Origin of the sequence: Thermotoga neapolitana DSM 4359 (genome assembly GCF_000018945.1) — a bacterium.
Classification (GTDB): Bacteria; Thermotogota; Thermotogae; order Thermotogales; family Thermotogaceae; genus Thermotoga; species Thermotoga neapolitana.
In genome coordinates, this window is the sequence record NC_011978.1 from 338,762 (window position 1) to 353,517 (window position 14,756).

The 14,756-nt window shown below is 45.5% G+C and carries 15 protein-coding genes; 6 read left to right on the top strand and 9 right to left on the bottom strand.

Annotation, left to right across the window (positions count from 1 at the left end):
• Nucleotides 1–11: 11 nt before the first annotated feature.
• From CTN_RS01725 to CTN_RS01745, 5 genes are read right to left on the bottom strand one after another with little or no spacing between them, the layout of a single operon-like run.
• Nucleotides 12–254, bottom strand: a complete 243-nt coding sequence (locus CTN_RS01725; RefSeq protein ID WP_231555960.1) for a DUF542 domain-containing protein — start codon at nucleotides 252–254, stop codon at nucleotides 12–14.
• Nucleotides 247–870 (bottom strand): class I SAM-dependent methyltransferase, encoded by a 624-nt coding sequence (locus CTN_RS01730; RefSeq protein WP_015918846.1) that lies wholly within the window; start codon nucleotides 868–870, stop codon nucleotides 247–249. The genes CTN_RS01725 and CTN_RS01730 overlap by 8 nt, the downstream gene beginning before the upstream one ends.
• The gene (locus CTN_RS01735) at nucleotides 870–3,047 is read right to left on the bottom strand and encodes a heavy metal translocating P-type ATPase (protein ID WP_038066548.1); all 2,178 of its coding nucleotides are present in this window, start codon (nucleotides 3,045–3,047) and stop codon (nucleotides 870–872) included. Before CTN_RS01735 ends, CTN_RS01730 begins: the two co-directional genes overlap by 1 nt.
• Nucleotides 3,004–3,330: a carboxymuconolactone decarboxylase family protein gene (locus CTN_RS01740; RefSeq protein ID WP_012310636.1), complete on the bottom strand. Its 327-nt coding sequence runs from the start codon at nucleotides 3,328–3,330 to the stop codon at nucleotides 3,004–3,006. Before CTN_RS01740 ends, CTN_RS01735 begins: the two co-directional genes overlap by 44 nt.
• Complete coding sequence (locus tag CTN_RS01745; protein WP_012310637.1) at nucleotides 3,323–3,580, bottom strand: PLB family transporter; 258 nt, start codon at nucleotides 3,578–3,580, stop codon at nucleotides 3,323–3,325. Before CTN_RS01745 ends, CTN_RS01740 begins: the two co-directional genes overlap by 8 nt.
• Nucleotides 3,581–3,674: 94 nt before the next feature.
• Here CTN_RS01745 and CTN_RS01750 point away from each other — a divergent pair, with 94 nt between their 5' ends.
• Nucleotides 3,675–3,854 carry a YHS domain-containing protein gene (locus tag CTN_RS01750; RefSeq protein ID WP_038033454.1) on the top strand — a complete coding sequence of 60 codons (180 nt, stop codon included), beginning with the start codon at nucleotides 3,675–3,677 and terminating at the stop codon, nucleotides 3,852–3,854.
• 54 nt (nucleotides 3,855–3,908) lie between these two features.
• Here the strand turns inward: CTN_RS01750 and CTN_RS01755 are convergent, their stop codons facing one another.
• From CTN_RS01755 to CTN_RS01770, 4 genes are read right to left on the bottom strand one after another with little or no spacing between them, the layout of a single operon-like run.
• Entirely contained in the window at nucleotides 3,909–5,915 is a 2,007-nt protein-coding gene (locus tag CTN_RS01755) for a glycoside hydrolase family 31 protein (protein WP_015918850.1), read from the bottom strand.
• A 26-nt stretch (nucleotides 5,916–5,941) separates the two neighbouring features.
• Nucleotides 5,942–6,760: a carbohydrate ABC transporter permease gene (locus tag CTN_RS01760; RefSeq protein ID WP_015918851.1), complete on the bottom strand. Its 819-nt coding sequence runs from the start codon at nucleotides 6,758–6,760 to the stop codon at nucleotides 5,942–5,944.
• A gap of 3 nt (nucleotides 6,761–6,763) precedes the next feature.
• Nucleotides 6,764–7,639, bottom strand: a complete 876-nt coding sequence (locus CTN_RS01765) for a carbohydrate ABC transporter permease (RefSeq protein WP_015918852.1) — start codon at nucleotides 7,637–7,639, stop codon at nucleotides 6,764–6,766.
• 48 nt (nucleotides 7,640–7,687) lie between these two features.
• On the bottom strand, nucleotides 7,688–9,022 hold the full coding sequence (locus CTN_RS01770) for an ABC transporter substrate-binding protein (RefSeq protein ID WP_015918853.1): 1,335 nt from the start codon (nucleotides 9,020–9,022) through the stop codon (nucleotides 7,688–7,690).
• 145 nt (nucleotides 9,023–9,167) lie between these two features.
• Between CTN_RS01770 and CTN_RS01775 the strand changes: the two genes are divergently transcribed.
• Genes CTN_RS01775 through CTN_RS01795 form a run of 5 tightly spaced genes read left to right on the top strand, consistent with a single transcriptional unit; the run spans nucleotide 9,168 to nucleotide 14,580 of the window.
• Entirely contained in the window at nucleotides 9,168–9,662 is a 495-nt protein-coding gene (locus CTN_RS01775; RefSeq protein WP_038066552.1) for an ureidoglycolate lyase, read from the top strand.
• Nucleotides 9,663–9,686: 24 nt separating this feature from the next.
• Complete coding sequence (locus CTN_RS01780) at nucleotides 9,687–11,120, top strand: sugar ABC transporter substrate-binding protein (RefSeq protein WP_015918855.1); 1,434 nt, start codon at nucleotides 9,687–9,689, stop codon at nucleotides 11,118–11,120.
• Between the two features lie 47 nt (nucleotides 11,121–11,167).
• The gene (locus CTN_RS01785; RefSeq protein ID WP_015918856.1) at nucleotides 11,168–12,700 is read left to right on the top strand and encodes a sugar ABC transporter ATP-binding protein; all 1,533 of its coding nucleotides are present in this window, start codon (nucleotides 11,168–11,170) and stop codon (nucleotides 12,698–12,700) included.
• 3 nt (nucleotides 12,701–12,703) lie between these two features.
• Nucleotides 12,704–13,639: an ABC transporter permease gene (locus CTN_RS01790; RefSeq protein WP_015918857.1), complete on the top strand. Its 936-nt coding sequence runs from the start codon at nucleotides 12,704–12,706 to the stop codon at nucleotides 13,637–13,639.
• Nucleotides 13,636–14,580 (top strand): ABC transporter permease, encoded by a 945-nt coding sequence (locus CTN_RS01795; protein ID WP_015918858.1) that lies wholly within the window; start codon nucleotides 13,636–13,638, stop codon nucleotides 14,578–14,580. The genes CTN_RS01790 and CTN_RS01795 overlap by 4 nt, the downstream gene beginning before the upstream one ends.
• Nucleotides 14,581–14,756 lie beyond the last annotated feature (176 nt).

Below are 14,756 nucleotides of genomic sequence, written 5' to 3' on the forward strand. Positions count from 1 at the left end.
ACAGCACCTCCTCACAGAAATTGAGATTCTATCTCTCTTATTATCCTCTCTTCCTCGTTGATCTCCTCCACGATTCTGTTTAGATCTTCTAGAACCTTTTCAACATCCAGACCTTTCTTTTTGCAGGCGTCCTTCAAACTCTCCATCTTCGCACAGCAGGTGTCAAAGCCGTATTTTCTGAGTGCCCTTTCCAGTCTCTCATGGGCTTCCATGATTTCCTTGAGAGTGGTATCCTCTCTTATCTTCTCAATCACTTTCCTCACCTCCTTTTCTGGCAGTTATCAAACGTACCACATCGCCAAGAAGGTGCTTTTCTTCCTCGATCACAAATCCTGCTTTCTTTATGTTATCAACCGTTTTTCGGAGCATGCTCGTTCCCAGAAGAGGCTTTGTGAAGATGTGCATCACAAACAACATCACGTTAACGTACCATTTTCCGCTTCTCATGTGTTCAAGAAAAACGGCTTTTCCAGAGGGCTTGAGAACTCTGTGAACTTCTTTCAAACCCTTTATGGGATCCGGCACCGTACAGAAGACGAACGTGGAAACAACGCAGTCGAACTCTTCGTCTGAAAAAGGAAGATTCTGAACGTCCGCTCTCAACAACTTCACCTTTTTTTCTGGAAACTTTTTTAACCTCTCCTGACACACCCTGAGCATTCCTTCACTGACATCTACACCCACAACGTCTACATCGTCCGGATAGTACGGAACGTTCTTTCCAGTGCCGATGCCAACTTCCAGAATCCTCTTCCCCTCCACTCTTTTGAAGAGTTCTTCACGAAACCTTGAGAAAAACTTCTTCTCGATGAAGCATTCGAATCTATCGTAAAGTGATGCAAATCTGTCGTATTTCTTTTCGACACTCACTATTTCACCCTCATGGAATTGAGGGTCACGGTGATGGAACTGAACGCCATGGCAAGTTCTGCGATCACCGGATGAAGCAATCCCATCATCGCCATTGGAATGGCTATCACATTGTAGAAGAAGGCCCAGAACAGGTTCTGTTTTATGATTCTGAAGGTTTTTCTCGACACCTCGATGGCATCGACGACTTTTGATATACCACCCTTTGTTATGATGATGTCTGCACTGTCGATGGCAAGGTCTGTTCCTGAACCTATTGCTATTCCGACGTCTGCCCCTTTCAAAGCAGCGGCGTCGTTCATACCGTCTCCCACCATCGCAACTTTCTTTCCCTGGGCCTGGTAATATCTCACAAGGTCCAGTTTCTCAGAAGGTTTCACACCCGCGTGGAACTTCTCTATCCCAAGTCGCCTTGCAACCGCTCTTGCTGTCTTTTCGTTGTCTCCCGTTATCATGACAGGTTCTATTCCCATCTCCTTGAGCCTTCTCACGGCCTCGGGACTGTCTTCCCTGATAGGATCTTCTATCGCAAGAAATCCCACAACTTCACCGTTTCTTCTCACCTCAACCACGGTCTTTCCCTCTTCCAGAAGAGACTCGTACCTTGAGTAATCCTGGGGCTTTCCAACAAAATACTCTTCTCCCTTGTAAAGTGCCCTTACCCCTTCTCCCGGGATCTCTTCCACGTTTTCTATCTCGACCACATCCTGAGAGAGTTCCGAAATTGCTTTTGCAAGAGGATGGTTCGAATTTCTCTCCACGCTCGCTACGATCCTCACCAGTTCGTCGGAAAGGTTGTGATCCACCACCCTTGGACTGCCCTCGGTGAGCGTTCCTGTTTTGTCTGTGAGAACCACCCCAATGTCCTTCGATGTCTGAATCGCCTCGGCGTTTCTTATGAGAAGACCTTTCTTTGCCGCAAGTCCCGTTCCAGTCACAAGGGCCATGGGAGTTGCAAGACCAAGCGCACATGGACACGCTATGACGATCGTGGCAACAAAGACGAAGATGGAAAAGGTCAGCGGATCACCGGTCTGTATGATCCACGGAAAGATCTCCCTTGCTTTTTCTACAAAGGGAAGGAATTGTTCGTAATTGAAGTACCACACCAGGGCACTGGCTATCGCAAGGACGATGATCGTGGGGACAAACCACATGGTGATTCTATCGGCGAGAGCCTGAATCGGCACCTTCGAACCCTGCGCTTCCTGAATCAATTTGATCATTTGAGACAAAAAGGTGTCTTCTCCTACTTTTGCGACTTTTATTTTGATAGGGCTCGATACATTCAAAGAACCACCGATTACTTCATCGTTTTCTCTCTTCAAAACCGGTATGGATTCTCCCGTCACTACGGACTCATCGATTGAAGACTGGCCTTCCACGATCACCCCATCCACGGGTATTCTTTCGCCGGGCTTCACGAGTACGATGAAATCCTCTTTCACCGCCTCTATCGGCATCATCACTTCTCCTTCATCGGTGATGACACGGGCTTCTTTCGCCTGAAGTTTCAGAAGGGCTTTGATTTCTTTGCTGGCCCTGTCACGCAGATAAGATTCTATGAAACGTCCTGTGATGTGGAACGCAACGATCATGGCACCTATGGCACCGAAAGACATCACGGGAAGTCCTATACTGTCGAGAACAGCCGTTACCCAGGAAGTCACCGCACCGAAGAAGATGAGTGTGTCCATGTTCGTGTGCTTATGTGTGAGGGCTATCCATGCCCCTCTGATCGTTCCTCTGCCCACATAGAACGTAACGAACGCACCTGCGAAGACCTCTATCCAGGTGAAATACGGCACCTTGGAAACAAACATGTGATAAATCATAAGGAGGGCAAGAGGAGCCGTGACGAGCCAGGCAAGGATCAAATTCTTTTTCGATTCTTCGTAACGCTTTCTTTCCACGTCCTCTGGTGATTCTGTACTGATTCCATAACCTACCTCTTCCACCGCTTTTTTGATTTCCTCGAAGGATAACTCTCTTTCTGCCACGATGAAACCCGTGGAGGTTGCCAGATTCACCGCTGCGAATTTCACCCCGTCGAGTTTTCTCAGGGCCTTTTCAACGGTTTTCGCACATGTGGCACACGTCATTCCTGTTACGGTGAAGGTCTTCTTTATCCCTTCATTCTTCACAGCACGATCCTCCATTGTCCTCTGATCGGCCATCTTGCCACACCTCCCTCGCCCAGGTTTCTGCAATGCACGCTCCCATGGTGACAGCAACTTCGAGGATCTCTTTTATTTCATCCTTTGTGGCACCCATTTCGATCGCTTTCTGATAATATCCCTGAGCACAGGGTTTGCACTTTTCCACAACCGCTATGGCTAAAGCCGTCAGCACTTTGTACTTTGCAGGGATAGAACCGTCAGCGAAAGCCTTGTTTCTCATTCTTACAACGGCACCACTCACTTCAGGGAATTCCTTTCTCCAGCGTTCAAATTCACTCATCCTGGATCCTCCTTTTCATTCTTTCGTACTCTTCTTCGGTGATCTCACCGCGGGCAAACCTTTCCTTCAGTATCTCAAGAGCCTTTTTGTTACTGGTTCTTCCTTCCGTTTTCTCATGTCTTTCTCCTCCAAGCCACCTGAAGAGAAAGGCAAAGAGAACCACCAGAATAACTGCCCAGAAAATCATCATGATAACTCCTCCCCAGTTCCAGGGCCAGAAGCCCCAGCTCCAAAAACAAAAAGGACACATCGTTGATTCCTCCTCTCAAATTATGCTACACTAATTGTAGCACATTATGAGAGACTAATTCAAGTCGAATTTTTCCAGTAAGGAGGTGGATTTTATGAAAGTGAAGGATCCCGTCTGCGGAATGAAGATCGAAAAGGAAGAGGCGGTGGAAAAGGTGGAATACATGGGGAAAGAGTACTACTTCTGTTCTCAAGAGTGTGCTGAAAAGTTTAAAGATAATCCAGAACAATACGCGCACCGGGGAAAGTCACGTGGTCATGGATGTTGTCATTGAAAGATTAAAAAAAGGCGCCGCCCGGCGCCTTTTACTTTGGATTTTGAGATTAGCTTAGAATAACCTCTCATTACCTTTGAAGAACACCGGGATAACATCGAGAGGTGCTTTTACTTCTATCCATTGTCCCCCATCATAGGTTTTACTTGTGCTCCTTTCTGTCCAAAAAGTTCCTTTCGGCAAATAGACTTTCCTAGTTCTTGCTCCCTTTTCCAGAACAGGGGCGACCAGTACATTCGAGCCAAACATGTATTCATCTTCCACATTCCAGACCACGGGATCATCCGGAAAATCCACAAAGAGAGGCCTCATCAAAGGAATTCCTTGTTCAATGGACAGCTTCATCTGCTCCACTATGTAGTGCTTCATCTTCTCTCTCAAAAAGACGTATTCCCTCAGTATGTTGTAAACTTCTTCACCGTACGACCAGAGTTCATTCGGACCCCCCGTAAGCTCTTCCGGTGGGCAGGTATTAGGATCATCTGGATAGGGCAACCTAAACCCGTGTAATCTGAAAATAGGACAAAACACACCAAACTGGAACCATCTCACAAGGAGCTCTCTGAACTCCGGATCGTTGGGATCTCCTCCGTAGAAACCTCCTATGTCTGTTGTCCACCAGAAGATACCCGTCAGTGAGATGTTCAGACCAGCCCTCACCTGTTTCCTCAAGGACTCAAAGGTAGATGGAATATCACCCGACCAGACCACAACCCCCAACCTTTGACTTCCAAGCCACGCACACCGGATGAGATTCACTATCTCTGTTTCCCCTTCCTTTCTCAAACCATCGTAAAAAGCCTTGGCGTAGTAAAACGGATATATGTTGCTGACCTCTAAACCGTTTCCAATGCTGTATCTTAAATTCTCGTAAAAGTACGGATCTGTGTTCTCATAGTGAAACCCTGGCATGCCGAGCTCCGGTTCCGCCTCATCCAGCCAGAACATCTTCACACCGTACCTGTAGTAGTTCTCTTTCACCTTGTTCCATACGTACTCTCTGGCCTCTGGATTGGTGAAATCCACATGCGTACAGATTCCCCTGAAGGTGAAAATCGTGGGAACCCCTTTTTCTGTCCGTACAAGCAAATTTCTCTCCACCATTTCCTTGTAATTCTCGCTGCTTATTTCCACGGTGGGCCAGAAGGAAACCAGAAGCTTTACTCCCATCTCCTCGAGTTCCTTCACCATCCCCTCTGGATCGGGCCAGAACCTCTCATCGAACTTCCAGTCTCCCTGATGAGGCCAGTGGAAGAAGTCTATCACGATGACAGAAAGGGGTATTCCTCTTTTCTTGTATTCCTGAGCAATTCCAAGGAGCTCTTCCTGATTTCTGTACCTCAGTTTGCACTGCCACAAACCGAGTGCCCACTCCGGCACCGGTGAGGGTTTTCCTACGATGTTCATGTATTTCTGAAGGATCTCTGCTGGTGTTTTCCCGTATATAACCAGGTAATCTATCTGCCTTGTTGCCTTCGCTGCCCAGCAGGTGTGGTTCCTGGCTAGTTCAGCCCTCCCGATAGAAGGGTTGTTCCAGATAAATCCATATCCTCTCGAAGACAGAAGAAATGGAACACTGATCTGGGTGTTTTTCTGTGCAAGTTCGAGAACGCACCCCTTCAGGTTCAAAAAGTCATTGGCGTACTGGCCCATCCCGTAAAATCTTTCATCCTCGAAGGCTTTGAAGTAAAGTTCGACCTCAAATAAATCACTGCTCAGCGCCCTGTAATTCCGCGCCTTGCGAAGTGCTGCGTTTTTAACCCGATGGTCTATCCACAACTCCTCAAGCAGAACCTCTCCACTGCTGGAAAGATACCGAACACGTCCATCATTCGCCACTTCTCCTATCAATTCTCCGTTTCTGATGATGGCTTTATCCTCCCCTATCCTTATCTCAACTTCGACACCCTCCTGCGGTAACAGCGTCCAGTCCTGGTTCTTTATCTGTCTCCTCCTGGTGGATCTGAACCGCAAACAATCCCTCCCCCACGGTTCTATCTGGATGATTTCTCCCTCTCCCCTCACAACAAGTTTCCCCTCTTGAACTTTCTCAAAAATCATCCTCCCCCTCCTTCTCTTTATTCTTTTTATTCTTTCAAAGCCCCGGCAGTGAGACCTGCAACGATCGCTTTTCCCGCGATCAGAGCAATTATGAGAGGTGGTATGGTGTATATCATGCTCCCCGCCATGAGTTTGTTCCATTCAACCCCGTACTGCCCGATAAACATATATAGCCCGATACTCATTGGTTGGAGACTCCTCTCTTTTATGAAGGCAAGAGGAACTATGAAATTACCCCAGGCAAGTAAAAAAACAAGGATAGACACAGACGCTATAGAAGGAGCAGAAAGTGGTAAAATTATTTTGACGAATATATCTGTATAACTTGCTCCGTCAATTAAGGCTGCTTCCAAAAGAGCGTCTGGTATTGATATCATATAAGCTCGAAGAATTATGACAGCAAAAGGGACAAGGAAGACCGAAATTCCAAGAACTGCTCCCCAAATATTGTTGATCAATTTAAGCTTTGTGAAAATCAGGAAGAGAGGAATAATGACAGCAACATAAGGTAGCATCTGGACGAACGTGAAGAATTCGTGGGCAAACCTATTTATTTTCATTTTAAACTTCGATAAAACAAATGCTGACGGTAGAGACAGAAGGAGAGTAATTCCAAGGGTTCCGAAGGAAATGAGGAAACTATTTTTCATGTAAGGTAAAAGTGTGAGAAACGCTTCTTTGCAATATGCTAATGTCGGATGAGGAGGGAATAGATAAGGTGGTTTTCTAAAGATTTCTGCTACAGACATAAATCCTCCAATAGCTATAAAATAGAGAGGAAAAACGATCAAAACAACAACCAGGGTCACCACACCTGTCCACTTCCAACCCTTTCTTTTTCTCATAGATTATCCCTCCTCAATCTTTACTTTGTTCAAAGCGAAGACTAAGGCTATAACGATTAGAAGCATCAAAATTATGACTGCTGAGGATTTTCCAAATTGGAATCTATCAAATGCTAGAGAGTAAGATAAGGTTGTGAAAAGATGGGAAGCTCCTCCTGGTCCTCCTTTTGTGATTATCCACACAAGATCGAACACTTTCATTGTAAAAATGCAACCAAGAACGAGTGTGGTTAAGATTACGGGTTTCAGACAGGGAAGTGTTATGTACAAAACCTTTTGCCATCCCTTAGCACCGTCTATTTCGGCACTCTCATAAAGTTCTTCTGGGATTTCCTGCAAACCTGTATAAAGCAGTAAGTAGTTGAATGGTATACCAAGCCAGATATTCGCAAATGTGATGGAATATACTGCCAATTTTTCGCTGGTAATCCACCTTATAGGTTCTTTTATCCAACCAAGAGAGATCAGTAAATTATTCAAAAAACCACTGTCCCCAAAGGTCCATCGGAAATATGTCCCACTCACCATAATAGGCATAACCCACGGAACCATAATCAGTGCTTGCAAAAAACCTTTAAGCGGAAATTCGTAATTGAAAAGAAGAGCAATCCCAAAACCAATTGTCATTTGAAAAAACAATGATAACCCCGTGAAAACAAGAGTATTCTTGAAAGCTCCCCAAAACAGAGGATCCTTCAGCACCTCTAGGTAATTAGAAAACCCTATATACTTCGCTGTACCTCTTATGTAGGTTATTAGGTTTACATCTTTAAAACTCAAGAGTAAGCTATAAATGGTGGGATACACTCCAAAAGCAACAACAAAAAGGACAGACGGTAAAAGAAAGACAAAAAGCGCTTTTTTTCTCTTTATTTTCATGAACTCCCCTCCCGATAAAATGAAGGGGAGGGAGGATATACCTCCCCCTTATTTTCCTTCCATCATCCTCTTACGGGTGTTGTCCAAAATTTCTCTAGCCATTTTCTTATATTTCTCGAATTCCTCCTTTGAGAACAGTTTTCTTATATTAGCTGCAGCCTCTTTAAATGCTTCTTCGGGTGTCTGGACTCCCGTCAAAGCTCGCTGAATGGCCATAATAACTTCGTGTGATACGTCTGGATACTTGTCGATCCCGCCGACCAAAGGTCTTGGAATAGCGTATTTTGCTTGCTCTATGAACGACCTCAGCTCCGGTCTGAGTTGTGCGATTTTTTCTGCGTAAGAAGCTCTCGTGGGAATATGTCCTGTCCATTTTTCATAGAATTCTCCTACTTTCTCAACATAGAAGAGTTTCAAAAATTCCCAGGCGTATTTGAGTTTCTCGGAATCTATGGTAGCAGAGATACCGTAGCATTCCCCTCCGAAAGGTACTAGTGCTTTCATGCCCTTTTTCGGAACAGGAAGAGGAGCTACCTCGACATCACCCAATTCTTTCAACACATCAGGTGTCAGATGCCAGCCAAATTCCCAATTTCCGTTAACCATCATCGCAACTTCTCCGTTAATGAACCAGATAGTGAGGTCACCCTGTCCGCTCACATTGACCACATCTCGTGGCATGTAGCCTTCCTCCACTAGCTTGACCAAGAATGAAAGTGCTTCTATTGCTTCTGGTTGATCCAGTTCAAAGAGACTCCCACCATTAGTCCATAGGAACGGCTCGAACTGCCACGTTCCTTCTTCACTTGCCGTTGCACAGAGAGCAAAACCATAGATTCCGAGTTTTTCTTTGATCTTTTTACAAGCTTCTAGGAGTTCATTCCAAGTTTCTGGCACTTTTGTTACTCCTGCTTTTTCCAAAAGACTCCTTCTGTAGAAGAGCGCCAGGTTGTTCGTATGTAACTGTAAGGCGTATATTCTGCCATCCTTACTTGTCACTAATCTATGACCCTCAAAGAAATCAAGCCAGAATTCTTCTCCGAGGTCGTTCATTACCAGATCTGTAATATCTTTGAAAACTCCTGCTTCAATTAATTGTGGTACCCAAGGGTTGTCAGCCATGATGATTTCGGGCAGTGTTCCTGTGAGTGACTGTTGAAGAATGGTTGGGAGGAGTTCTGCAAAGGGTATATAAACGTGCTTCACTTCTACTTCTGGATATCGTTTTTGAAACTCCGGAATTAAGACATTTTCAATGAATCGGGCAGTTCCTTCCCCTGGATGGAAGTAATCCTGAATGGTTATTGTAATCTTTGCTGAAAATAGGAGAGGAGTTAACACTAAAAATGATAGAAACAGTATCAAGAACGTTCTTACCCTCATGCGACCACCCCCTTAGAATGATTGGAAGCTCTTTCTGGTCAATTATATCCACACTAATTCTGCTCTGCATTGTCAAGACAAAATATTGACATATTGACATGATGTTATGACTTTTGATATACTACACGCAAAAGGGGGGATTTTAATGATCAGAAACCTGGAAGTTAAAGAGTTGTCAAACGAGCTATTTAAACCGTATGGAAGCGTAATAGATCCCGAAAAGTTGGAACCAAAGATGAAAGAAGATATTTTCACATTCTGGGATGGCTTGGCAGAGATGAAAGTGGACGGAATTTTAACAGTGGGTTTCTTAGAAGTTTACGAGCGCTCGAAGGAATTCAGCAAGATGGAGAGACACATCAGAACAAAGGAAATATTCTTTGTCATTGATAATTCCGTGATAGCTCTTGTGGGGAAACCCACTCCTGATCAAGATTTTCCAGATCCAGAAACTGTGAGAGCTTTTCTCGTCAAGCCGGGACAAGGAGTTCTGTTGAAAGAGGGAACTTGGCACTGGATACCTTATCCTCTTGCAAAAAAAGCAAGGCTTCTGGTTCTTTTCAAGAAAGGCACTCCCGACGAGGATCTTGAAATAAAAGACTTGCTCGAAAAGGGCCTTTCGTTCAGGATAAATATCTGAAATTTCCACATAGGGGGGGTTGTCATGAGAAGAGTTTTTCTGGTGCTTGTCCTCTCCATATTCGTGGCAAGCGTACTAGTAGGGGGTCCTGCGTGGTTCGAAGAGTTCAAAAAGGCGCATCCAAACCTTGATGATGAAGCGCTGAGAAAGGAGCTAGCGAAAACCTATGCCAACGCAAAGCCTGGAGAGAAGTTCGCAATAGGTTACATAACTTGGGGACTGGCTCAGGAGTATCTCATGATATGCTGGCAGGCCGTAGAACAAGCGTGCAGACAGCTTGGGCTAGAATTCATAGGTGCCGTGGCGGAAACTGATGCTGCGTGGATAGAGACAACAGAGAACATGATAGCCGCGGGTGCCAAAGCAATAATCTACAACTGTCCATCAGCTGCGGTTATGCCAGAACTTGTTAGAATTTGTAACGAAAACAAGGTATTCATGGCTACGTTCTTCGGTTACACTGGTGATTTCCTCCCGGGCGATTTTGGACCATACTGGGTTCTTGACAACACTCCCATGTCCGATGAACAAACGTACTTCCCGGTCATGATCCTCATGGAAAAAATGAGGCAGAATGGAAAAACCAAACTGTTGCATCACCAGGCTTCCAAAACAGTTGCCACCGTTTCAACCGTGTACATAAACCTGGGTGTCTTCATGGCTTGGAAAAATTATCCAGAGATCCAGCTTCTGGGCCACCAGTACGGAGAGTGGACCTACGAAGGAGGAAGAAAGGCAGCTCTCGCCTCCCTCGCCATCAGAAAAGACTACGAGGGACTCTGGGGAGCCAACGATTCTCAGACAATGGGAGCTCTGAGAGCTCTCGAAGAGCATGGATTGAAGATAGGACCGTTCACAGCATCTAGGGATATGGAGTACAGCACCGCCTTAGAGATTATGAAAGGGAATTTCCTGTGCACTTCAGGTTTCGACATTCCATACTTTGCTGGGAGAATGGTACCCATGCTTTACGACATGTGTGTGGGAGAATGGTACCCGCTGCCGGAAGAGATGATACAGGCTCCCAGACTAACTGTTTACGGAAGGCTCGAAGAAATCGAGCCACTTGCTAAAGCGGCCGGAATCATAGATCATCCGAGTTTCGCCATGGCAGATCCTGGAGAGTACTTCGACAAGATATTGGCGGAGATGAAGAAGGAGAAACCAAATTATCCTTTCGATTTCAGACTGATGTCGCTTGCAAAGTGTAAAGAACTGGGATTGAAATACGACAGACACGCAGGGGCGGAGCAGTTCGGCATTAAACACCTTGGCCGGTTCGATTACTACTACCCTGTTCTGAGTCCCAGATTCGGCGGAAGCTTTGAAGCATTCAGAGCTCATGTTAAAGCCCTTCACGAGTATTTCCTCGACTTCAGCTGGGCGGACACATGGGAAGAAGCCGAAGAGTATGCAAAACGCTTCCCGCCCGAGCTGAAAATTGAACCAGTCTGGTGATGAACCGGGAGGGGCAACCCCCCTCCCGTTGATCGGAGGGAAGTTATATGATGAAAGCAGAAACCCCCTTGCTGGAGGTATGTAACGTCAAAAAGACGTTCGATGGGAGTGTGGAAGCCCTCAAAGGAGTGAGTATCTCTGTTTTCCCTTCTGAGGTGCTCGGAATAGTGGGAGAGAACGGAGCTGGAAAATCCACCCTCATGAAAATTCTGGCAGGAATTTTCCCACCGGATTCCGGGGAGATCTTTTACAGAGGAGTGCCTATTTCTTTTCCCAGGAATCCCAAGGAAGCGGTCCGAATGGGTATCGCTTTAGTTCCTCAGGAGCAGGGAGTCGTACCTCATTTGAAAGTGTATCAGTTTGCACTTCTGGGTCATGAAGAAAAATTTTCCACAGTATTTGGTTTAAAAAAGAAAGAGATGAAGTCTGTGGTTCGAGAAATTTTGAAAGAGTTGAAGATAGACTGTGATGTAGACTCGTATATGTACGAGCTTTCCCTCTCTACTCGCAAACTGGTCGAGATAGCAAAAGCATTTCTTTCAATTAACCTTGAGTGCGAAGAAGAGAGATACCCTATCATCATTCTTGATGAACCAACGGCTCCACTTGCGATTGAACAGAGGGAAAACCTGTTCGAGTTTATTATGGAATCAAAAAGAACCGCTTCCTTCATATTTGTTTCACATATCATCCCTGAAATACTCAATTTTGCAGACAGAGTTTATGTATTACGCGACGGTATGTTAATCGCTCATCATGATTTAAGGAAAGAAGCTCTCACGGAAGAAGACCTGTTCAGGGAAATTGTGGGAAGAAGTTCTTCCGAGTATATGAGAAGAAGTGCTTTGAAAAAAGTCCAGAGAGAAAGAGAAGAGATCCTCAATGTCCAAAATATTTCGAAGAGAGGCTGTTATTACAATATTTCGTTTACTCTGCACCGTGGGGAGTGTCTGGGGCTTTTTGGGGCGTCCGGATCAGGAAAAGCAGATATTTTGCATACGCTAGCGGGAATTCAAGATTTCGATGAAGGCATCATCAGAGTTGAAGGTAAGGTGATTAAAAAAGGAGAGGCGCCATATGTGAGACTCGAGAAATACGGAATAGGATACTTCTCCGGTGAGACGGGGAAAGAATTGTTCCTGAACTGGTCTGTTGCCCGAAATATCTCCACATTGAACCTTGAGAAAGTGACCAATTATTTTGTTATCGATTCTAGAAAAGAGGAGGAAATCGCGACTCGTGTGGTGAAAAGGTTGAGAATAAAATGCCCTTCTGTTCACACCGAGTGCTATTCCCTGAGCGGAGGTAACAAGCAGAAAGTCTCGGTGGGAAAGTGGATGGAAAAGAGCCCCAAAATACTACTTCTCGAGGATCCAACCATAGGAATAGACGTGGGAGCAAGAGAGGATATATATGACGCACTTTTGGAAATGAAAGAGAAGGGTATCTCGATGATACTGGTGAGTGATGATCCGAAGGAGTATTTGCTGCTTTGTGACAGGGTACTTTACATAAAGGGAGGAAGAGTAGAGAAGGAACTCTTGCCTGAAGAACTGGAGGTCATAATGAAGGAGGAATGAGGTGTGCGGTTTTTCAAATTCCTGAGAGATAACTTCGTATTATTGGCACTGATCGCCTTAATTGTGGTTTTCTCCTCCGCATACCCGGATAAATTCTGGTCTCGTATGAATCTCTCCTCAATAGTTAGGCAGTTCCTCAGGCTTTCTCTTTTCGCTTTGGGACCCACCATTGTGATCATCACGGGTTCCATGGATCTGTCGTACATCGGTATATGGATGTTAGGGGGTATTCTCACCTGGTACCTCCACTCCCAGGTCGGACCCCTGGCTATCTTGGTCTATCCCCTGATAGGAGCTCTCACCGGTCTGATAACCGGTTTCTTACAGGTGAAGGGAAAGATCCCTTCCTTCATTCTCACCCTGAGCATCACAGTCACTTATTGGGGGATAACCGCCTGGATGTCAGGAGGATACCCAAGAGTCGTCAGGGGATATCGTTTCATAACGGCTTCCATCATCCCATTCTTTCCGGCAGCGTTCTTCTGGGCGCTCCCCCTGATGTTCTTTGTCATCTTCCTGATGCACCGCACCAGAATCGGCACGTACTTCTACGCAATTGGTTCAAACGAGGAAGGAGCACGAGTAAGTGGAATAGATGTAGAGAAATACAGAATTCTTGCTTTCACTTTGAGCGGATTGATAACAGGTACTGGTATGATCATACTGTTTCCTCTAATGGGAGGATCTGTTCCAACGGAACTTAAACTTGGAAGCCTCATAGATCCACTGATAGCCATCGTATTGGGGGGAACCTCTCTCGCGGGAGGAGTGGGAAGTCCTGCCAAGACCCTGCTCGGTGCTATTACATTCGCTGTTATTCAAAGAGGAATAAGCCTTACCTTCTGGAAACCTGAGCTGATACAGCTGATTCTGGGATTGATAGTGTTGGGTGCCATTTTAACAGGTACCAGAAGGCTGAGGGGGATGATCGTAAAGTGAGATGGACATGGCTGAAGAAGAACATCACAGCCCTCTATTCACTCGCAACTGTTTTGATCATAATTTTCATTTTTCAAGCTTTGAATCCTTCATTTCTGAGTTATGAAGGATTCCGGGCACTCATATATGCCATGTCTTACTTCCTCATAGCCGCATGTGGATTGACTTTCGTCATTTTGATGGGTTCGTTCGATTTTTCAGTGGTGAGTCTGCTCAAACTTGCCGCGATGTTTTGCGCCGTTTTCTTCGATAAATACGGAATGATGGTCATCCCTATCTCCCTGCTCCTTACAACGGCATTTGGTTGTCTCAACGGTCTTCTGGTATCCCTCTTCAGCATTCCTTCCTTCATGGCAACACTGGGTGTTTCCATTGTTCTGGAGGGTATTGTTCTTTATTTCTCAAAGGGAAAATTATTTTTAATCTATGACGAGACCTTCAGGGCACTGGCTGTCAAACAAATACTGGGACTGCCGGCTGTATTTTTCTGGGCCTTGATGGTCTGGGCGATATGTGTTTTTGTGGCACTCTACACTCCTTTTGGAAGAAAAACGTATGCTATAGGGGAAAACATTGTGGCGGCCAGACTTTCAGGGATAGATGTGGAAAAGCACAGAATCTTGGTTTTTACGCTGAGTGGTTTTCTTTCCGGGCTGGCAGGTGTGCTTTACATGGCTCAGTACGGAGGTGGATCTGTCCAGCTGGGAGCGGATATGTCAGTACCCCTGTTCGCCAGTATTGTAGCTGGAGGAACCGCTCTGACGGGAGGTATAGGGGGGCCCCATCTTACGTTGATAGGCGTGATCATCATTACATGGACGCAGACGGGTTTGCTCATGCTGGCCGTCGGAAGAGACGTTCAGATGATCATTTTTGGAATCATCGCCATTGCCCTGGCTGCTGCCACAGTGGATAGAAAGAGGGTAAGGATAGTGAAATGAAAAGAGAAAAAGAGAAAATGTGAGATTCCGGGTGATATTTACTGATAATCCTCTGTCTTCGCTGATAATGTCCAATAAAGGTCCTTTTCACAACTTGAAGTTGAAAGTGATAATGTTATAACATTACTACTGGATCACCGGAGTGGGACACCACATTTTGAGGGGGTGAAGTCTTT